Origin of the sequence: Rugamonas fusca (assembly GCF_014042365.1) — a bacterium.
Lineage (GTDB): Bacteria > Pseudomonadota > Gammaproteobacteria > Burkholderiales > Burkholderiaceae_D > Rugamonas > Rugamonas fusca.
Genome location: NZ_JACEZS010000012.1, coordinates 159,944 through 180,754, shown reverse-complemented (window position 1 = coordinate 180,754; position 20,811 = coordinate 159,944). Strand labels below are relative to the sequence as shown.

The following is a 20,811-nucleotide window of genomic DNA, read 5'->3' as shown; positions in this document are numbered from 1 at the left end:
GGTACGCGGGTGAGCGAGGCTGTCATTTTACTACGTCATGATTCAAAAAGTAACGTTGCCGAATTAATCCTGTCACATTTGCATCATTTAAACGACACTTGCTTGCGTGATGCAATGTTCATGGCCGGGCCTGGTCCCGGGCGTCCGCCGTATGGGGCCGGGCTGGTGTGCCGCACAGCTGGCAGAAGTTGAGGAAGGCGTTCTTGCGCACCTTGCATCGCCCGCAATGGTCGAACAGGCCGATGCCGCAGTGGGGGCAATAGTCCAGCGTCGTGTCCTTCAGGTCCACGCTGCGTTCGCAACCGGGGCACAAGCCATGGCCGAGCCGCTTCAAGGCCAGCTCGTAGTTGAGCGTGGCGCGGCGCTCCGTTTCCGGCAACGCTTCCTGTTGCTGCTGGCGGGCCAGGTAGCGCTGCAGGCCGACGATGGCCTGGCGCCCGATCACGACCGTCAGCAAGATCCCCACCAGGTAACGCACATAGCCGCCGTAGCTGGGCAGGTAGGGCACCAGTTCGACGAAGAAGGCGAAGCCGGCGAAGAAGATGAAACCCCACACGAAAGGCCAATAGGCGCTCTTGCGCTGCTTTGCGTACAGCCATCCGGCCACGGCCAGCAGTGGCGCCGTCAGCATCAGGCGGTACAGGAAGATGTGCAGTTCGCGCCGCTGCATGGCCCGTTCCAGCGCGTCCAGCGCCGGCTTTTCCAGTTCCTGACGCCGCAGGTTGGCGTGCTGGCGCTGCTGTTGCGCGTCCAGCAGCACCTGCTGCTGTTGCTGCACGGCCGACAGCGCCTGCCGCTCGACCGCCTTGAATTGATCCAGTTCGCGCGTGCGGGCGATCAGGTCCGGGTCCTGGTCCGGGCGGGCCGTGGCATGGCGTGTGGCCAGCCAGTTCTGGAACGTCTCGGCCGCCGCGCGCGTGTTCGCTTGCGCCACCTGGTGCTGCTGGCGGGCCTGGGCCAGCGCGTCGTTGGCCGCCGCGATCACCTGGTCGGCACGCTCCTGCTGCGCGCGCACCTGTGTCGCCTGGCCGGCGTCGATGAACTGTTCCAGCGACGGCATGGGCTCGGCGCCGCCGAGATTGTTGATGAGCTTGCCACCGAGGCCGATCAGGAACCAGGCGAACACGAAAGCGACCAGCCACAAGGCACGCTGGAACCAGGTCTGGGAACGGCGCAGGGTCTTGCTCATGGAGTCTCCGTGGTGGCGTGGTGATCAGGCCAATAGTAGCATTGTGGAAACGCCGGCGTGGCGGTTTGTGGACATTGCGTGAGGCCGCTTGCGGCCACCTGTGGCCAATGGCATGATAAGCCGCTGGTGTCAGAAAAGCGGCCATGGCGCCGGGAGGAGGGCCGATGCGGTGCTTGATGTGGACGCAGGCTGGCGCGCTGGCGCTGGCCTTGACGTACATGGCGCCGGCCCGGGCCGCGCCGCCCTTGCGCATCGCTTCGGACGACTGGTGTCCCTACATCTGCGTGGGCAGCGATGGCCGTACCATCACCTCCGGCTTCCTGGTCGATGCCACCGCCCGGGCGCTGGAACTGGCCGGCCTGCCGGTCGAACCGCAGTTGATGCCGCTGAACCGCGCGCTGGCCCTCACGCTGGGCGGGCAGATGGATGGCCTGTACGCACCGGCCATCGACAAGCGCCTCATCATGAGCACACCGTTGATCCGTTCGCGCGCCTGTTTCTACACCCGCAGCGTTAGCTCCTGGCATTACCAGGGCCTGGCGTCGCTGGCGCAGCAGCAATTGGGCGTGATCGCCGACTATGGCTACGACGACGGTCCCATGGATGCCTACCTGGCCAGGGAGCGGCGCAATCACGAGCGGGTGGAATTCAACTACGGGGAAGACGCGGGCGTAAAGAACATTCGCAAGCTGCTGTATGGCCGCTACGACGTCGTGCTCGAGCACGAGACGGTGATGCATCACCTGCTGGCCCAGCTCGGCGAGCAGGCGTTCGTGCGCCAGCGCGGTTGCCTGGAGAACTACCTGCCGTTGGTGGTGGGCTTTTCCGCCAGGCGCGCGGGCGCGCGCGGCATCGCCGCGAAGCTCGACGCGGGGCTGGCCCAGATGAAGATGTCGGGCGACTACGCGCGCCTGCTGCAACGCTACGAGATCAGCGATCCCGACCCGGCGCCGGCGCCACGTCACCAGGATTCATTGCATTAATTGCCATGCCATGCGTGAAATCAAGGCGGGCGCATTACGCCGGACAGGGCGTGCGCGGCGCGCATAAAATAATCGGTTTTTTCCGTTTTTGAAAGCCATTATGCTTCGCGCTCCAGAACTCCTCCTGCCCGCCGGTTCGCTGGCCAAGATGCACGCCGCCTTCGATTTCGGCGCCGACGCCGTGTATGCGGGCCAACCGCGCTACAGCCTGCGGGTGCGCAACAACGAATTCTCGCGCCCGGAAGCGCTGGCGCAGGGCATCGAGCAGGCGCACGCGCGCGGCAAGCTGTTCTTCGTTGCCAGCAACATCTTCGCCCACAACAGCAAGCTCAAGACCTATTTGCGCGACATGGAACCCGTGATCGCCATGAAGCCCGACGCGCTGATCATGGCCGACCCCGGCCTGATCATGATGGTGCGCGACCAGTGGCCCGACATGCCTATCCACCTGTCCGTGCAGGCCAACGCCGTGAACTGGGCCGACGTCAAGTTCTGGCAGCGCATGGGCTTGACGCGCGTGATCCTGTCGCGCGAACTGTCGCTCGACGAGATCGAGGAGATCCGCCAGCAATGCCCGGAGATGGAGCTGGAAGTGTTCGTGCACGGCGCGCTGTGCATCGCCTATTCGGGCCGCTGCCTGCTGTCGGGCTATTTCAACCACCGCGACCCCAACCAGGGCACTTGCACTAATTCCTGCCGCTGGGACTACAAGGTGATGAACGCCGGCGAGGATGCCAGCGGCGACCTGGCCCGCATCCCCGTCGAGAGCATCAGCCTCAATTACCGTCAGGCGCTGGACGAGGCCAACGCCTCGTTCTCGGCCATGGGCGACATGCAGCGTCACCCGCTGGCCGACCGTCCCTACATGATCGAGGAAGCGGAGCGCCCCGGCCAGCTGATGCCCATCCTGGAGGACGAACACGGCACCTACATCATGAACTCCAAGGACTTGCGCGCCGTGGAGCACGTGGAACGGCTGGTCAGGATCGGCGTCGATTCGCTCAAGATCGAAGGGCGCACCAAGTCGCTGTACTACGCGGCCCGCACGGCCCAGGTGTACCGCGCGGCCATTGACGACGCCGTGGCCGGCCGGCCGTTCAATATGGACTTGCTGGGCCAGTTGCAGGGCCTGGCCAACCGCGGCTACACGGACGGCTTCTACCAGCGCCACCATACCCAGGACCACCAGAACTACATGGCCGGCGCCTCCGAATTGCATCGCAGCCAGTACGTGGGCGACGTGCAGGGTGTGCGCGATGGCTGGGCCGAGGTGGACGTGAAGAACCGCTTCGCCGTGGGCGACCAGCTGGAAGTGCTGCACCCAACCGGCAACACGCTGGTGCGGGTGGAGCAGATCCAGTCGCTGGACGGCGCTCCCATGGATGCGGCGCCCGGCAGCGGCCACCGCGTGCGTATCGCGCTCGACCAACGCTTTGACAAGGCGCTGCTGGCGCGCATGCTGTAACGCCCGGCGTTTCATCCTCCTTGAAATCGGCCGGCCCGCCCGCCAGGTGGGCGGCCGGCGCCGCTTTGGCAGCCGTCGCCCGGATGGTGTAGCATGCGGGACGGCCATGGCCGTGCCGGTAATTCAAGGATGGAGTATGCAAATTCAAATCAACGATGTACTGCGCAGTTACATCGACCCGTTGACCGAGGCGGAATATGCGGCGCTCGAGCGCAGCATCCTGGTCGAAGGCTGCCGCGACGCGCTCGTGCTGTGGGGCGACGTGCTGGTGGATGGCCACAACCGTTATCAAATCTGCCAGCAGCATGGGGTGCCGTTCAAGGTCACCGAGAACACCAGCTTCAAGAGCCTGGACGACGTCAAGCTGTGGATGATCGACAATCACCTGGGCCGGCGCAGCGTGTCGGACTTCCAGCGCGGCGTGCTGGCCTTGCGCAAGAAGGAAATCATGGCCGCGCGCGCGGCCGAACTGGCGGCCCTGGCGGCGGCCGAGGACGCGGCCATCGCGCCGCCCGAACCGGATCAGGAGTCGGCCAAACCGGCCAGGCCGGCCGCCATGCCGCTGGCCTCGCGCGAGGACATCGCGCGCGCCGCGCGCCTGAGCAGCAACACCATCAGCCAGATCGAGAAGATCCAGAAGACGGCCACGCCGGAGCTGGTGGAGGCGGTCCGCTCGGGCACCATTTCCATCAACGCCGCCGCCACCGTGGCTTCGCTGCCGGAAGCGGCGCAGGTGGCGGCCGTGGCCGGCGGCAAGAAGCAGTTGCAGCAAGCCGCCAAGGAAGTGCGCGAGCTGCGCGCCGCCATGCGGCCGCCCAGGGAACCGAAGGAGGGCGATGAGCCGCTGTCGGAAGTGGAGCAGCTGCGCGCTGAAATCGCCACCCTCAAGCAGCGCAACGCGGCCTTGAAGGCCGAGAACGCGGCGCTGCAGGAGCGTATCGCGGCGCTGATCGACGCTTCCTGACGCTACCCATCCATCCCACACGGAGCCTGTCCATGCTGAATCGTCATGCCCTGTTCGCCCTGATGTGTGCCATGCCGGCGGGCGCCGCGCTGGCAGCGCCGCCTGCCGCCGCCAGTGCCGCCAGTGCCGCTGCGCCCCACGCCGACGTGGCGCGCTGGCAGGGGACGGCGCTGCGCGTTGATATCCTGCGCGACAAGTGGGGCATCCCGCACGTGTATGGCAAGACGGATGCGGACGCCGTGTTCGGCATGATGTATGCCCAGGCTGAGGATGATTTCAAGCGGGTGGAACTCAATTTCATCAATGCCATGGGGCGGCTGGCGGAAGTGAAGGGCGAGGCGGACCTGTACCGCGACCTGCGCATGAAGCTGTTCATCAACCCCCGGCAGTTGCAGACGCAGTATGCCGCCAGCCCTGCGTGGCTGAAGAAGCTGATGAACGCCTGGGCCGATGGCCTGAACTACTACCTGTACACCCATCCCCAGGTAAAACCGCAATTGCTGACCCGCTTCGAGCCCTGGATGGCGCTCAGTTTCAGCGAAGGCAGTATCGGTGGCGACATCGAGGACGTGGACCTGAAGGAGCTGGAACGGTTCTATGGCAAGCGCGCTGACGTGTCCGTGGCCTACGTCGGCAGTGATCTTGACGAGGAGCCGAGCGGCTCCAACGGCTTCGCCATCGCGCCGAAACTGACCCGCGACGGCCATGCGCTGTTGCTGATCAACCCCCACACTTCGTTCTACTTCCGGCCCGAAGTCCACGTCAGCAGCGGCGAAGGCCTGAACGCCTATGGCGCCGTGACGTGGGGCCAGTTCTTCATCTACCAGGGCTTCAACGATCGGCTGGGGTGGATGCACACCTCTGGCGGCGGCGACGTGATCGACGAATACCTGGAGACGGTGACGGAAAAGGATGGCCGCTACTTCTACCAGTACGGCAAGGCGCGGCGTGCGCTCAAGGCGGTCGACATCACGCTGCCGTACAAGACCGCCGACGGCATGGCGAACAAGGTTATCACCGTTTATTACAGCCACCACGGCCCCATCGTGCGCGAGGCGGGCGGCAAGTGGGTGGCCGTGCGCCTGATGAACGATCCGATGCGCGCGCTCACGCAATCGTTCAGCCGCACCAAGGCGCGCGACTACGCCGCGTTCTACAAGGTGATGCAGTTGCGTACCAATTCGTCCAACAACACCGTGTATGCGGACGCGGACGGCAATATCGCCTACTTCCACGGCAATTTCATCCCCGTGCGCGACCCGCGCTTCGATTTCACCCACCCGGTCGATGGCAGCGACCCTGCCACCGAGTGGAAGGGGCTGCACGAGGTCAGGGACACGATCACGCTGTTCAATCCGAAGAACGGCTGGATACAGAACACCAACAATTGGCCGTTCACGGCGGCCGGCGACTACAGCCCGCGCCAGCAGGATTATCCGGCCTATATGTCCGTCAACCCCGAGAATCCGCGCGGCATCCACGCCGTACGGGTGCTCAAGGATGCCAAAGACCTCACGCTCGACAGCCTGATCGCCGCCGCCTACGACAGCAAGTTAACAGCCTTTGAACCGTTGCTGCCCAAGCTGTTCCAGGACTACGACAGCCTGCCTGGCGATGACCCGTTGAAGGCCAGGCTGGCGCCGCAGATCGCAGCCTTGCGCGGGTGGGACATGCGTTTCGGGCTCGACTCCGTGCCCACTTCGCTGGCCATCTACTGGGCGCAGAACCTGGCCGACACGTTTGGACCAGCCGCGCACGCGAAGGAAGTGCTGGTGCTCGACTACATCGCCAGCGCCATCACGCCGGCGGAGCGGCTGGCGGCGCTGGTGCGCGCCTCCGACAAGCTGGCCGCCGACTTTGGCCGCTGGCAGACGCCGTGGGGCGAGATCAACCGCTTCCAGCGCCTGACGGGCGACATCGTGCAGCCGTTCGACGACAGCAAGCCCAGCCTGCCGGTGGCGTTCGCATCGGCCAACTGGGGCTCGCTGGCCGCGTTCGGGATGACCTCCAAGCCCAACACCAGGCGCATCTACGGCGAGCGTGGCAACAGCTTCGTGGCGGCCGTGGAATTCGGGCCGCGCATCAAGGCGCGCAGCATCCTGGCCGGCGGCGAGAGTGGCGACCCGGCCTCGCCGCACTTCAACGACCAAGCGGCCATGTACGCGCGCGGCGAATTCAAGGACGTGCTGTTCTACAAGGAAGACGTAGAAAAACACCTGGAACGGCGCTATCACCCCGGTCAGTAAAGTCAGAATAACCATAAGGTAAAGCTAATGAGTCTGGAATCGGTACGCGCGTTTTTCGCGGCGCGTGAGTTGGACCTGCCCATCATCGAACTGGAAGTGAACACGGCCACGGTGGCGCTGGCGGCCGAGGCCCACGGCGTGGAGCCGGGCCGCATCGCCAAAACGCTGGCGTTCCGGCTGGGCGATGGCCGCGCCATCGTGCTGGTGGCGGCCGGCGACGCGCGCATCGACAACAAGAAGTTCAAGGACGCGCTGGGCAAGGGCAAGATGCTGCCGGCCGAGGAAGTGATGGAATTGACGGGCCATCCGGTTGGCGGCGTGTGTCCGTTCGGACTGGCGCAACCGTTGCCGGTCTATCTCGACACGTCGCTGCGCGCCTACGACGAAGTGATGCCGGCCGCCGGCGGCGTGCACACGGCCGTGCGCATCACCCCGCAGCACATGGCCGAGATCACGGCCGGCGCCTGGGTCGACGTGTGCCAGGCCCGGTAAGTCAGGCGGCCCGGATCGCGTCCAGCGCGGCGCGCAGGTCGCGCCGCAAATCGTCCACGTCTTCGATGCCCACCGATAGCCGGACCAGGCTGTCGCTGATGCCCAGCGCCGTGCGCTGCGCCAGCGGGATGGTGGCGTGCGTCATCAGGGCCGGGTGTTCGATCAGGCTTTCCACGCCGCCCAGGCTTTCGGCCAGCGCGAACAGCCGGCAGCTTTCCAGGAAGCGGCGCGCGCCGGCCAGGTCCGTGTCCAGGTCGACCGAAATGATGCCGCCAAAGCCGGCCATCTGGCGCTGCGCCAGTTCGTGCTGCGGATGCGAGGCCAGGCCGGGGTAGTACACGCGCCGCACTTCCGGCTGCGCTTCCAGCCACCGCGCCAGTTCCAGCGCGCTGGCGCAGTGGCGTTCCATGCGCAGCGCCAGCGTCTTCACGCCGCGCAGCGCCAGGAAGCTGTCGAACGGTCCGGCGATGGCGCCCACGGCGTTCTGCAAAAATGTCAGCTGCTCGCGCCACGCGTGCTGGTGTGCTTCGCCCGCCACCACGGCCATGCCGCCGATGATGTCGGAGTGGCCGTTCAGGTACTTGGTGGTGGAGTGGACCACGATGTCGAAGCCAAATTCCAGCGGCCGCTGCACCATGGGGCTGGCAAAGGTGTTGTCGGCCACGGCGATGATGCCGCGCACGCGGCAGATCTCGGCCACGGTCTGCAGGTCGGCCAGCTTGAGCATGGGGTTGGTGGGCGTTTCCACCCACACCATGCGGGTTTCCGGGCGCAGCGCGGCCAGCAGGCAGTCGGGCCGCGTCAGGTCCACGTAGCTGAAGCTGTGGCCGGCGCTGCGGCGGCGGACTTTTTCAAACAGGCGGTAGGTGCCGCCGTACATGTCGTCGCCGGCCACGATGTGGGCGCCGGCGTCGGCCAGTTCCAGCACGGTGGAGATGGCGGCCAGGCCGGAGGCGAAGGCATAGCCCTGCGCGCCGCCTTCGAGGTCGGCCACGCAGCGTTCCAGCGCCCAGCGCGTGGGGTTGTGCGAGCGGCCATAGTCCAGCCCCTTGTGCACACCGGGGCTGTCCTGCACGTAGGTGGAGGTGGCGTAGATGGGCGGCATGATGGCGCCCGTGGATGGATCGGGCGCCTGGCCGGCGTGGATCACGCGCGTGGCCAGCGCCGCTTTCGGTTGGCCATGGTCGGACTGGTTCACGATAGCTTCCTGCGCAAGTGGTTGAGGAGGTCAAAGCGGGTGATCAGGCCGTAGAAGATGTCGCCGTCGGCCACCACGGCTGTCAGGCCGCGGTCCAGCGTGGCGCGCACGGCGTGCAGGCCGGCCGTGGGCGAGAGGGTCTCCACGCGCGCGCTCATGGTCTCGCCCACGGGCGTGGCGAAGTGGGCCGGATCGTCGTCCACCTTCATCAGCAAGTCCGATTCGTCGATGATGCCCACCAGCCGGCCCTGGGTTATCACGGGCAGTTGCGCCAGGTCGGCGCTGCGCATGCGGTTGAAGGCCACCAGCAGGCTGTCGGTGGGCGCCACGCTGACCACTTCATCCTCGTCGTAGGGACGTCCGATCAGGTCACGCAGGTCGTGGGTGGGCACCCGTGGCAGCAAGCCCTGGTCGTGCATCCAGCCGTCGTTGTACAGCTTGGACAGGTAGCGCGTGCCCGTGTCGCACACGAAGCTGACCACGCGCCTGGGTTTCGTCTGCGCCCGGCAGTAGCGCAGCGCGGCCGCGAGCAGGGTGCCGGTGGACGAGCCGCCCAAAATGCCCTCGGCCCGCAGCAGGGCGCGCGCGCTGGCGAAGCTCTCCTGGTCCTCGATCGTGTAGGCTTGCCGCACGCCGCTCAGGTCGGCGATGGCGGGCACGAAATCCTCGCCTATGCCTTCCACGGCCCAGGAGCCGCTGGTGTCGCTGGCGCGCCCCGTGCGCACGTAGTCGGCCAGGATGGAGCCCTTGGGATCGGCCAGCACGAATTCCAGCGGCGGGTGCACGCGCCGGAAGTAGCGCGTGAGTCCCGTCAGCGTGCCCGAGGAGCCGACGCCGACGACGATGGCGTCCACGTCGTGCTGCATCTGTTCCCAGATTTCGGGGCCGGTGGTGGTGGCGTGGGCGTGCGGGTTGGCGGGATTGTTGAACTGGTCGGCATACCACGCGCCGGGCAGTTCGCGCGCCAGCCGGGCCGCGTAGTCCTGATAGTAATCGGGATGGCCCTTGGCCACGTCGGAGCGGGTGGTGCGCACTTCGGCGCCCAGCGCCTTCAGGTGCAGCACTTTTTCCGGCGACATCTTGTCGGGCACCACCAGCAGCACGCGGTAGCCCTTGAGCCGGCCCACCAGGGCCAGGCCCAGGCCCGTGTTGCCGGCCGTGGCCTCGACGATGGTGCCGCCCGGGCGCAACTGGCCATCGGCCTCGGCCGCCTGCACCATGGCCAGGCCGATGCGGTCCTTGATCGAGCCGCCGGGGTTCTGCGATTCCAGCTTGAGGAACAGTTGGCATGGCCCGGTGTCGAGCCGGGTGACCTGGACCAGCGGGGTGTTGCCGATCAAGTGGAAGAGGGCGGGTGGTTGCATAGTGGCTCCTGGCTAACGCCGGCGCGGCCGCTGGTGGCGGCCCGCGCTGTTCGTGACGAGGAGCGATCCTAGGTCAACCCCGCCACGCTGGGAAGGAATGATTCCGAGTATGCTTATGCAAGCTTGCCTTATCGGCCGTGTGCCTGTGTAACAAGTATGCGCTTTTTTGGCGGACGGCGGTTTATAATCCGCCAGCCGGCACGGCATAACGACAGAGGCAATTGGCAGCAGTGGCAAAACTTTATTTCCGGTACTCCGCGATGAACGCGGGCAAATCCACGGCAATGTTGCAGGTGGCGCATAACTACGAGGAACAGGGCCAGCAGGTGCGGCTCTACACGGCAGCCATCGACGACCGCTACGGCGTGGGCCGCGTCACCTCGCGCCTGGGGCCGCAGCGCGAAGTGGACGTGTTCACGGCGGCCACGGATTTCCTGACCGATATGCCCAAGGTGGCCTGCGTGCTGATCGACGAGTCGCAGTTCCTGTCGCCGCGCCAGGTCAGCCAGCTGCACCAGCTGGCCCAGACCCGTGGCGTACCCGTGATCTGCTATGGCTTGCGCACGGACTTCCTGGGCGAACCGTTCCCCGGCTCGGCCTACCTGCTGGCGCTGGCCGACGACATCGAGGAACTCAAGAACATCTGTACTTGCGGAAAGAAAGCGACCATGAATATCCGCGTCGACGAACAGGGCAAGCGCATCAAGGAAGGCGAACAGATCAGCATTGGCGGCAATGAAAGTTACCGCCAGGCTTGTGGCCGCTGTTTCTACGCCGGGTAAATCATGGCCACCACCGGAATCGGCCATGGCTAGCCTGCTCAGTTGCGGCGCGCTGGCACCGGCCTGGCTGTGCCGGCATGGCGACATGCTGCTGTACCTGGCCCCGTCGGTGCTGCTGGCGCTGCTGATCCGGCAGCTGTCGGCCCGCCATCCCTTCTTTTTCCTGTTCACGGCAGCCGGCACGGCTTGCCATGAGCTGGCCCATTTCAGTGTGGGCCTGCTGACGGGGGCCCGTCCCGGTTCCTTCACCATCATCCCGCGCCGGGTGGGGCAGGGCTGGGAGCTCGGTTCCGTGCTGCTCACGCGGGTGCGCTGGTATAACGCGGCGCCGGTCGCGCTGGCGCCGTTCCTGGTGGTATTGCTGCCCTGGATGGTGGCGGCCTGGCGCACCCGGCCCGGCTGGCATTTCCAGTGGCTGGACCTGGTGCTGGCGTTCGCCGTGGCGCCCCAGTTCCTCGCCTGCTGGCCATCGAAGGTGGACTGGAAGATTGCCTTGCGCTCCTGGCCTTACCTGCTGATCCTGGCCGCGCTGTGGCTGGCCTGGCGCCAGTGGGGCCGGGCGTGGGGCTGATCCGGGGCGCGCTGGCGCGCCGTCTTCAGTTATGCTTAAGCCTTTGCGGGGAAACTGTGCCGCGACGAGTCGTGCGGCCGGTGCTATCCTGTAGAATTGAAGCGGGAAAAATTGCCGCAGCCTTGCCGTTTCCTTGCGCGGAGCATCCCGCGAAGTTTCATGTACACATCACAGTTCGGAGTTCGCCGATGAAGAAGCACATGTTGTTGGTCGCGCTGGCCATGTCCGTATCGCTGAGCGCCATGTCGGCGCAAACGGAAAAGCTGGGCGACACCCAGCTCAAACCCTTGCCGCAGCAGACCCAGGCGGCGCTGTGGGCGTCGCGCGTGCTGTCGCGCTACCACTACAAGGCCGTGCCGCTGGACGACGCCATGTCGGAAAAGATCTTCGACCGCTATTTCAAGTCGCTGGACGCGGAAAAGCTGTTCTTCACCCAGCCTGACCTGGACCAGTTCGCCAATTCGCGCACCCGGCTCGACGACGCCATCAACGGCGAGAACCTGAGCGTGCCGTTCGCTATCTACAACCTGTACCAGCAGCGCTTCAACGAGCGCATCGGCTACGCCCGCGAATTGCTCAAGACCAAATTCGACTTCACCGTCGATGAAAGCTACCAGTACGACCGCGAGAAGGCCGACTGGGTCAAGACGGACGCCGAGATCAAGGAGCTGTGGCGCAAGCGCGTGAAGAACGACTGGCTGCGCCTGAAGCTGGCCGGCAAGGACGACAAGGCCATCCGCGAGACGCTCGACAAGCGCTACGAGAACTACCTGAGCCGTTCGCGCAAGCTCAACAACGAGGACGTGTTCCAGATCTTCATGAACGCCTACGCCATGTCGATCGAGCCGCACACCAACTACCTGGGCCCGCGCGCGTCGGAGAACTTCGACATCGCCATGCGCCTGTCGCTCGAAGGCATAGGCTGCGTGCTGCAGACGCGCGACGAATACACGGTGGTGCGCGAAGTGGTGCCGGGCAGCCCGGCCGCGCTGTCGGGCAAGATCAAGGTGGGCGACCGCATCCTGGCCGTGGCCAAGGACGACAATTCGCCCATGACGGACGTGCTGGGCTGGCGCATCGACGACGTGGTGGCCCTGATCCGCGGCCCCAAGGATTCCACCGTGCGGCTCGATGTGCTGCCGGCCGACGCCGGACCGGACGGCAAGCACGTGTCGCTGTCGCTGGTGCGCAAGAAGATCAGCATGGAGGAACAGTCGGCCAAGAAATCCGTCCTGGAGGTGCGCGACGGCACGGCCAAGCGCCGCGTGGGGGTGATCGCGCTGCCCACCTTCTACCAGGACTTCGAGGCGCGCCGCAAGGGTGACCCCAACTTCAAGAGCGCTACGCGTGACGTGGCCCGCCTGCTGGGCGAGCTGAAGAAGGAAAAAGTGGACAACGTGCTCATCGACCTGCGCGGCAACGGCGGCGGCTCGCTCAACGAGGCGGTGGAACTGACGGGCCTGTTCATCGACCGCGGCCCGGTGGTGCAGCAGCGTAACGCCGAAGGCCGCATCGAAGTGGAAAGCGACAACAATCCCGGCCTGGCCTGGGATGGCCCGGTGGGCGTGCTGATCAACCGTGGTTCGGCCTCGGCGTCCGAGATCTTCGCGGCCGCCATCCAGGATTACGGCCGTGGCATCATTATCGGCGAGCCCAGCTTCGGCAAGGGCACGGTGCAGCAGCTGATCAACCTGGACCGCTTCGCCCAGGGCGACAAGGCCCGGCTCGGTGAGCTGAAGATGACGGTGGCGCAGTTCTTCCGCATCAACGGCGGCACCACCCAGTTGCGCGGCGTCACGCCCGACATCAAGCTGCCCGTGATGGCCGATTCCGACAGCTTCGGCGAATCGAGCTACGACAACGCCTTGCCGTGGACCTCGATCCGTCCCGCCACCTACATCCCGGCCGGCGAGCTCAAGGAAATCGTGCCGCTGCTGGACAAGAAGCATGAGGCGCGGGTGGCCAAGGACAAGGACTTCCAGTATTTGCTGGAAGACATCAACCTGGCCAAGAAGCTGCGCAAGGACAACCTGATCTCGCTCAACGAAACCGTGCGCCGCAAGGAGCGCGACGCCCAGGAAGCGCGCGCCAAGCTGCGTGAATCGCGCCTGGCCGTGGCGGCCGTGCCCGGCGGCGACGACCCGGTGTTGGTGCCCGATCCCAAGGACTTGCTCAAGCAACAATCACTGCTCAAGCAGGCCGGCGCCAAGGCCGGTGCCAAGGTGGCGGCCGTGAAGGGCGCGCTGCGCACGGATGACGGCTTGCAGGCCGATGAGCGGGCCTTGTCGGCCGAGCTGGACGCGGAAAAAGCGGCCAAGGCCGCCAAGGACGTGCTGCTGAACGAGGCCGTGCACATCCTGGCCGACGAAGTCGGCTTGCTGAAAACGGACACCCGCATGGCTTCGCGCGTGCTGCCCTACGCCGTCGAAGCGAACAAATAAGCGGGGCCGGCCTTCGGCACCCGTCCATCGGCCCGGACGCCGCCGCGTCCGGGCCGATGTTTTTTTGCTCTCAAAATTTTGCCAAGCGGTCAGGAGTTATGCGCTTGGGAAATTTCTCTCATCACAAACTTAAATTGGATTAAGTTTGTGCGATGCGGCATCATTCACCTGTCTCCTCTATTCTCCTCCAAGGAAATAGATTCAGCCCGCTCCCGTAGCGGGCTTTTTTTTGTGCGCGCTGTTCCGTGGCATTTTTCCGCGTGCGCGGCCGCCGCCATGATTGTTCGCGCCTCCCGCTTCAGGTAAGCTGCATACCCTTGCATACATTGAAAGGTTGCCGCGTGTCCCCCAATCAAATCAAACTGGCCTTGGCCGGCGTGGCCCTGGTGGGGGCGGCCGTCGGCGGCGTGGCCGCGTTCGCCGTGGTCCAGCACACGCGCCCGTCCGCCGTGGCGCTCGGGCAGCCCGTGGCCACCTTGCCCGACTGGGCCGCGCGCGTGAGCACGCTGGCCGGCGACGGCCAGCCCGGCGCCAACGACGGCCCCGGCCAGCGCGCCCGCTTCGCCGATCCGTTCGGCGTGGCGCGCGACCACGCCGGCAACCTGTACGTGGCCGATGGGGGCGACAACAACAGCATCCGCAAGATCGCGCCGGACGGCAGTACCACCACGCTGGCCGGTTCCACCGAGGGCTATGCCGAGGGCCATGGCACGGCGGCCGCCTTCAACACGCCGTCCGGCGTGGCGCTCGACGCCGGGGGCAATCTGTACGTGGCCGACACGGGCAACAACGCCATCCGCAAGGTCACGCCGCAGGGCCAGGTGTCCACGCTGGCCGGCGACGGCATGGCCGGCTACCGCGACGGCAAGGGCGCTGGTGCCCGCTTCAATGGCCCGCTGGCCGTGGCCGTGGCGGCCGACGGCGCCGTCTACGTGGCCGACAGCTATAACGACCGCATCCGCCGCATCGCGCCGGACGGTACCGTCACCACGGTGGCCGGCGACGGCGTGCCCGGCTTTGCCGATGGCCCCGGCGCCCAGGCCCGCTTCGATACGCCCGGCGGGCTGGCCATCACGGCCGGCGGCGAGCTGCTGGTGGCCGACACGGCCAATGACGCCATCCGCAAGCTGGGTAAGGATGGCCAGGTCAGCACGGTGGCCGCCGCGCCCGAAGGGGAGCGCGACGCGCCGTTGCGCAGCCCGCTGGCCCTGGCCGCCACCGCCGACGGCTACCTCTACGTGGCCAGCGCCCGCCATGGCCGAGTGGCCCGCATCACGCCGACGGGCGCGGTGGCGGCCCTGGTCGATGTCGATCATCCGCCCCAGCCCGGCTACGGTGCCGACGGCAGCGTGCGCCTGTACGCGCCGCGCGGCATGGCGCTGGCCCCGGATGGCTCGCTGTTCGTGACGGACGCGGCCACCTTCCGTGTGCACCACGTGGCGCCGCCGCAGCCAGGCCAGCCGGCGCCACCCGAGCGGGGGCCGGCGCCGGCCCCCGCCCATGGCGCCACCATGTTGTGGCCCATCAAGCCGCAACAACAGCCGCACGAGGTGGTGGGCCTGATGGGCGAGGTGCGCGGCAACCGCGACGGCGAGAGCCGCGACCATTTCCACGCCGGACTGGACGTGCAGGCCGCGCCCGGCACGCCGGTGCTGGCCGTGGCGGCCGCCAAGGTCAGCGACCCGTTGCCCAACTGGGGCTATGGTGAACTGTCGGAGGGCTTCGGGCTGGCCGATCTCGTGTACATCCACATGCGGGTGGGACGGGGCGCCAGGGATGGGGTGCTCGATGGCCGCTTCCAGCTGCTCAAGGATGAGAAAGGCAAGCCGCAACGCATCCGCATCAAGCGCGGTACGCGGTTCGACGCCGGCGAGACGCTGGGCACGGTCAACCCCATGGCCCATGTACATCTCGATTACGCGCCCAATGGCGGCGCGCTCAATCCGCTGAGCCTGCCATTCCTGGGCTTGCGCGACACAGTGCCACCCCAGATTGTCAGCATCGCCGTGCTCGACGGCGCCGGCCAGCCGCTCCAGGACAAACTGGGCGGCCGGCTGCTGCTGCCGCGCGCGCTCGGGGAAGTGGGCATCGCCGTCGACGCGTTCGACCAGATGGACGGCAACCAGGCCCGGCGCCGGCTGGGCATCTACAAGCTCGGTTACCAGTTGCTGCGGGCCGACGGCACGCCCGTGCCGGGGTATGAGCAGCCCGTCATCACCCAGCTCTACGACCGCCTGCCGCGCAACCGGCAAGCCATCAAGCTCGCCTACGCCCAGGCCAGCGGCATCACGGTCTATGGCAGCACCAGCACGCGCTTCGTCTACGCGCTCAACAACAAGCTCATCAACGGCAGTGTGACGCCAGGCACTTGGCGGGTGGCCGACCTGGCGCCGGGCGACTACACGTTGCGCATCCTGGCGGCCGATTACGCGGGTAATGTGGCCACCAGGGGGCGCGACCTGGCCCTGGCCGTGCGCTAAGACGCGCTCGCCGGCCCGGCGCGGGCGGGCGCAGGTCTGTCAGCCCAGGGTCATTACTCCGCTGGCGCTCAGGGTGCTCGCTGGCGCGCCCGCGTAGCCGACCAGGACGATGGCAGCCGTGCCATGGTCCGGGTTGCCGTCGGCCCATGCCAGCATGGCGTCGGCGCCGCCGGCCGCCGCGGTGAACTGCCCGGTCGAGGCCACATAGCTGCCGCGCACGAGCTCCACCGAGGCCGTCCCGCCGGCCACGGCGTGGGTGTAGGTCCCATCGAGATCGAGCGCCAGCGCGCCGGCGGCCTGGCCGAGATCGATGGTGTCGCCGCCATGCAGGCCCGTCACGATGTCCACTCCGCCCAGCTTGCCATTGGCGGCGATGGCGGCGCCGGTGTCGGCCACCCCGCCCAAGGCAGCGTACACCAGTTGGTCGACGACCCCGGTCGCATGATGGCCGAAGCTCAACACGTCGGCGCCGCCGCCGCCCGTGATCCGGTTGGCGCCGCTGCCGACCTCGATGAGGTCGGCCCCACTGCCGCCCGTGATCACGTTGCTGCCATTGCCGGCCGCGATGTTCGAGGCGCCCGTGCCGCGCGCATCGATGGTGTTGTCGCCGTCGCCGGCGGCGATGTGGTCATTGCCGCCACCGCCGGTGATGGTGTTGTTGCCGTTGCCGGAGACGAGGACATCGGCCGCCGTGCCGCCTTGCAGGATGTCGCCGCCGTTGCCGCCGGTGAGGAAGTTCTCGTGGCTGGCATTGCCCGTCAGGTGGTTGGCGCCCCGGCTGCTGCCGGTCACGCGCACGCCGTTGGCGCTGGAGGCGCTGGCGTCGACGGTGACGGCGCCCGTGGTCAGGTGCGCATCGATCACGGTGCCCGGGCCAAGCGCCAGGGCGCCGGTGGTGATGCTGAGATCGCCGGAACCGTTGGCGTTGATGGTGTCCAGCGCTGGCGCCCCGGTCAGCGATGTGATGGTCATGGCTTTGCTGTCGAGCAGGTTCAACGTGCCCACGCCGGCCAGCGATGGCGCGAGCAGGGTGGTGGCGGCCGTCGCGTTGGTGAGTGTGACGACGGCGGGCTGCCCGGCCGGGGCGCTGCTGTCCACGCCCAGCACGATCGCCTGGTTGCCGCCCAGCAGCGCGACATGGGCGGCCTGGCCGGCGTTCAGGCCGTCCACTTCCGCATCGCCGCCCAGGAGCACCGCGCTGAACGCGGAATGGCTGAAGTCGTTCACCTTGGCCACCACGCCGTTCTCGACCTGCAGCACTTCAAAGCCGCTGAACAAGGCCGCTGCCGCGCCGCTGCCGTTGGCGCTGCCGGTGAGGATCAGTTTGTCGGCAGCGCCGGCGCCACCGTTGACGGCCGCCGTTTGCGCGGCCAGCCCCGTGCGCACCGTGTCGGCGCCGCTGCCGCCCAGGTACGACTGGGTGGCCGTGACGGTGGCGCCGTTGTCCCCCATGGAGCCGCTGGCGTCGATCACGGCATTGGCCGCCGCGCTCAGGTTGCCCAGGTCCACCCCGGCGGCGCCGCTGATGGTGATGGTGCTGGCGCCGGCCACGTGCAGGCCGCCCAGCGCACTGGGGGTGGCCAGGGTCACCAGGTTGACGCTGGCCGCGCCATCGTCCGTGTAGACGCCACCGGCCACCCCGGTCAGGGTCAGCGTGGTGGCGTGGCCGGCCTTGCTGTTGACGATGGTGACATCGTCCGTCATGCCGGTGGCGTAGACGTTGCCGAGCGCTTGCCCCGTGATGGTGGTGGCGCCCGCATTGTCGAGCGTGACGTTGGCCAGCGTGTTGTGCTGGGCCGAAGCGTCCGTGATGGCGTTGCCGCTGGAACCGTAGTTGCCACGGAGCGTGGCCGTGGTCAGCGCCGTGTTGCTGGTGGCCGTCACCACCACGTGGGCGGCCGATGCTGCGGCAAGCGCGTCGGCCTGGACGGTGGCGTTGGCGGCGTTCAGGGCGCCCGTGGCGGCGGCCAGGGCGGCCGCGTCGCCGCTGGCCTGGGCCGCGGCCACGGCCGCGCTGGCGCTCGCTTGCGCGGCCAGGTGGGCGCTGCGCTCCGCCAGGGACACTGCCGTGTAGGCGCTGGCCACGAAGCCGGTGGTGCCCGTAATGTGGATGGGGCCATCCTGCGCCACCAGCGTGGCAAAGCCGGCCGCGTTCACGCTGATGGCGCCGCCGGCGGCGTTGTTGGACGCGTTCACGGTGCCGCTGGCGGCCTGGCCGGCGCCGATGGTGATGTCGCCGTGCACGGTGCGGGCCACCACGTTGTGGCCGCCGTCCAGGGTCAGGGCGCCCTGGCCGGCGGCGACGAACACGTCCGTGGTGGAGGCGGCCAGCACGCCGCCGACGTCACCTGCGCCGGCGATGGTGAGCGTGCCCAGGCCCGTCCAGCCGGACACGTCGGCCGCCGTGATGGCATGGGTGCTGCTCAGGTTGACCGTCTCCACGTTCTTGACGGTGGCACCCGTCGTCAGCGCGCCTTGCGTGGCCAGGTATAGCGTATCGCGGCCGCCGGCACCGTCGATGCTGTCGCCCGCCTCCAGGGTGTCGCCGGCCGTCGCGTCGCTGGGTGCGTTGACGCTGTCGTTGCCGGCGCCGCCCGTGACGGTGTCAGGGCCGTGCACCAGCGTGACAGTGATGCCCATCGGGATGGGGGCGTGGTGGGTGGCCAGGAAGTCATCGATCACGGCGCGCAGCGCGGTGGCGTCGCCGGTGCCGGCGTACAGGCGCACCAGGTCGCGCACTTCCTGGGCCGATTGCTGGCCTACGTAGTAGCTGACGTCCTGCAGCGTCACCAGTTCGCTCGTAAACAAGCTCGCCATGGCCAGCCGGCCGGCCACGGTGGCCGCATCGGCCGCGCTGCCGCCCGGCTTGACGGCCGCCGCCATGATCTGCACGGCCGCTTGCGCGCGCGTCATGTCATGGTTGTGCAGCGCGTCGGTCCAGAACGCCAGGCCGTTGACCAGCGGCGCGCGGCCCAGCACGTTGTTGTAGATGGCGGTGATGAACTGGCTGTCATCGCCCGTGTAGAGCGCGCTCGATTCCGGGCTGTTGCCAAAGTTGTCCAGCAAGGTCTTGACGACGCCGCCGGCCGCGTAGGCTGCGTTGAAGTCGGCGATGGTGGTGGGGGCGGCGCCGGCGAGCAGCGCCGCCTCCATGTTTCCCAGGCCGATCGGATCGGCCGGGCGGCCAAAATAGGCCAGGTAGAGTTGCTGCACAACTGTTGTGTAATCGTTTGTCGTGGCCATGGGAACTCCAATCAAAAAGGGCGGCTGATCAAGATCAATGTTGGAATTGTCAGTTTAGCATGGTTATGGATTTTATATGCGATTGCCGTGCCAGGAATTTGTTTCTGGAGAGTTAAAAAAGGCGCTTGTTCTGGAGGCCATGTGCGGTACAATCATTTGGAACGGTCGTGCTTTTTTATTGCCGCACAGGAGGAGACAGCATGGATTTGAACTATACGGCCGAGGATCTGGCGTTCCGCGACACAGTGCGCGCCTTCCTCGCAGCGAATTTGCCCAGCGACTTGCAGCAGAAGGTACGCCAGCACCTGCGCCTGCAAAAGGATGATTACGTGCGCTGGCACCGCATCGTCGCCAGGCAGGGCTGGGCCGCGCCGGCCTGGCCCGTTGAATATGGCGGCACGGGCTGGAACGCCACCTGGCGCCACATCTGGGACGAGGAGTGCGCGCGCGCCGGCACGCCGCCCATCCTGCCGTTCGGCATCAACATGGTGGCGCCCGTCATCATGGCCTTCGGTAACGCGGAACAGAAAGCGTATTACCTGCCGCGCATCCTGTCGTGCGAGGATTGGTGGTGCCAGGGGTATTCCGAACCCGGCTCCGGCTCCGACCTGGCCTCGCTGAAGACCACGGCCGAGCGCGTGGGCGAGCATTACATCGTCAACGGCCAGAAGACCTGGACCACGCTGGGCCAGCACGCCGACATGATCTTTTGCCTGGTGCGCACCGACCCCAACGTGCGCAAGCAGGAAGGCATCTCCTTCTTGCTGATCGACATGAAGACGCCCGGCATCACGGTGCGCCCCATCATCATGCTCGATGAAGACCACGAAGTGAATGAAGTGTTCTTCGACAACGTCAAGGTGCCGGTGGCCAACCTGATCGGCAAGGAGAACCAGGGCTGGACCTACGCCAAGTATTTGCTGGGCCACGAACGTACCGGCATCGCGGCCGTGGGCCGCTCCAAGCGCGAGCTGCTGTTCCTGAAAAAGATCGCGACCGAACACCTCAAGCACGGCAAGCCGTTGCTGCAAGACCCGCTGTTCGCCGCCAAGGTGGCCAGCCTCGAGATCGAGCTGATGGCGCTGGAGACGACGGTGCTGCGCGTGATCTCGCAGGCCTCGCACACGCCGGGGCCGGAAGCGTCCATGCTCAAGGTGCGCGGCTCGGAAATCCAGCAGCTGCTGACCGAACTGATGCTCGAGGCGCTGGGCCCGGACGCGCTGCCGTTCGACACGGATTACCTGGAGGGCAAGGCCGAGCACAGCCTCACGGGCGACGATGCGGCCGCGCCGCTGGCCGGCTACTACTTCAATTTCCGCAAGACGTCGATCTACGGCGGCTCGAACGAGATTCAGAAAAACATCATCACCCAGATGATCCTGGGACTGTGAGG

At 66.9% G+C, this 20,811-nt stretch carries 14 protein-coding genes; 10 read left to right on the top strand and 4 right to left on the bottom strand.

Translation table 11 applies throughout. The features are described from left to right. Window positions 1-118 precede the first annotated feature (118 nt). Window positions 119-1,189 (bottom strand): serine endopeptidase, encoded by a 1,071-nt coding sequence (locus tag H3H36_RS15435; protein ID WP_182218977.1) that lies wholly within the window; start codon window positions 1,187-1,189, stop codon window positions 119-121. 164 nt (window positions 1,190-1,353) lie between these two features. Here H3H36_RS15435 and H3H36_RS15430 point away from each other — a divergent pair, with 164 nt between their 5' ends. The 5 genes from H3H36_RS15430 to H3H36_RS15410 all read left to right on the top strand — a co-directional run bounded on the left by H3H36_RS15430 (window position 1,354) and on the right by H3H36_RS15410 (window position 7,339). Beyond that, window positions 1,354-2,172: a substrate-binding periplasmic protein gene (locus H3H36_RS15430; RefSeq protein WP_182218976.1), complete on the top strand. Its 819-nt coding sequence runs from the start codon at window positions 1,354-1,356 to the stop codon at window positions 2,170-2,172. Between the two features lie 100 nt (window positions 2,173-2,272). Beyond that, window positions 2,273-3,637 carry a prephenate-dependent tRNA uridine(34) hydroxylase TrhP gene (gene trhP, locus H3H36_RS15425; protein ID WP_182218975.1) on the top strand — a complete coding sequence of 455 codons (1,365 nt, stop codon included), beginning with the start codon at window positions 2,273-2,275 and terminating at the stop codon, window positions 3,635-3,637. 136 nt (window positions 3,638-3,773) lie between these two features. Beyond that, window positions 3,774-4,601, top strand: coding sequence for a hypothetical protein (locus tag H3H36_RS15420; protein WP_182218974.1), 828 nt, complete (start codon window positions 3,774-3,776; stop codon window positions 4,599-4,601). Window positions 4,602-4,633: 32 nt separating this feature from the next. Next, window positions 4,634-6,847, top strand: coding sequence for a penicillin acylase family protein (locus tag H3H36_RS15415; RefSeq protein WP_220459749.1), 2,214 nt, complete (start codon window positions 4,634-4,636; stop codon window positions 6,845-6,847). Between the two features lie 27 nt (window positions 6,848-6,874). Beyond that, window positions 6,875-7,339 carry a YbaK/EbsC family protein gene (locus tag H3H36_RS15410; protein ID WP_182218973.1) on the top strand — a complete coding sequence of 155 codons (465 nt, stop codon included), beginning with the start codon at window positions 6,875-6,877 and terminating at the stop codon, window positions 7,337-7,339. 1 nt (window position 7,340) lies between these two features. Here the strand turns inward: H3H36_RS15410 and H3H36_RS15405 are convergent, their stop codons facing one another. After that, on the bottom strand, window positions 7,341-8,537 hold the full coding sequence (locus H3H36_RS15405; RefSeq protein ID WP_311196638.1) for a trans-sulfuration enzyme family protein: 1,197 nt from the start codon (window positions 8,535-8,537) through the stop codon (window positions 7,341-7,343). Continuing rightward, window positions 8,534-9,901, bottom strand: coding sequence for a pyridoxal-phosphate dependent enzyme (locus H3H36_RS15400; RefSeq protein WP_182218972.1), 1,368 nt, complete (start codon window positions 9,899-9,901; stop codon window positions 8,534-8,536). The genes H3H36_RS15405 and H3H36_RS15400 overlap by 4 nt, the downstream gene beginning before the upstream one ends. A gap of 230 nt (window positions 9,902-10,131) precedes the next feature. Here H3H36_RS15400 and H3H36_RS15395 point away from each other — a divergent pair, with 230 nt between their 5' ends. From H3H36_RS15395 to H3H36_RS15380, 4 genes are all read left to right on the top strand, one after another. Further along, a complete protein-coding gene (locus tag H3H36_RS15395; protein ID WP_182218971.1) occupies window positions 10,132-10,683 on the top strand; it encodes a thymidine kinase in 552 nt (183 codons plus the stop codon). A gap of 25 nt (window positions 10,684-10,708) precedes the next feature. Continuing rightward, window positions 10,709-11,254 carry a hypothetical protein gene (locus H3H36_RS15390; RefSeq protein ID WP_182218970.1) on the top strand — a complete coding sequence of 182 codons (546 nt, stop codon included), beginning with the start codon at window positions 10,709-10,711 and terminating at the stop codon, window positions 11,252-11,254. Window positions 11,255-11,442: 188 nt separating this feature from the next. After that, window positions 11,443-13,695 (top strand): carboxy terminal-processing peptidase, encoded by a 2,253-nt coding sequence (locus H3H36_RS15385; protein WP_182218969.1) that lies wholly within the window; start codon window positions 11,443-11,445, stop codon window positions 13,693-13,695. A gap of 341 nt (window positions 13,696-14,036) precedes the next feature. Further along, window positions 14,037-16,175, top strand: a complete 2,139-nt coding sequence (locus H3H36_RS15380; protein WP_182218968.1) for a gluconolaconase — start codon at window positions 14,037-14,039, stop codon at window positions 16,173-16,175. A gap of 39 nt (window positions 16,176-16,214) precedes the next feature. Here the strand turns inward: H3H36_RS15380 and H3H36_RS15375 are convergent, their stop codons facing one another. After that, complete coding sequence (locus H3H36_RS15375) at window positions 16,215-19,418, bottom strand: DUF4214 domain-containing protein (protein ID WP_182218967.1); 3,204 nt, start codon at window positions 19,416-19,418, stop codon at window positions 16,215-16,217. A 200-nt stretch (window positions 19,419-19,618) separates the two neighbouring features. Here H3H36_RS15375 and H3H36_RS15370 point away from each other — a divergent pair, with 200 nt between their 5' ends. Next, window positions 19,619-20,809: an acyl-CoA dehydrogenase family protein gene (locus H3H36_RS15370; RefSeq protein WP_182218966.1), complete on the top strand. Its 1,191-nt coding sequence runs from the start codon at window positions 19,619-19,621 to the stop codon at window positions 20,807-20,809. The last annotated feature ends 2 nt before the right edge of the window (window positions 20,810-20,811 follow it).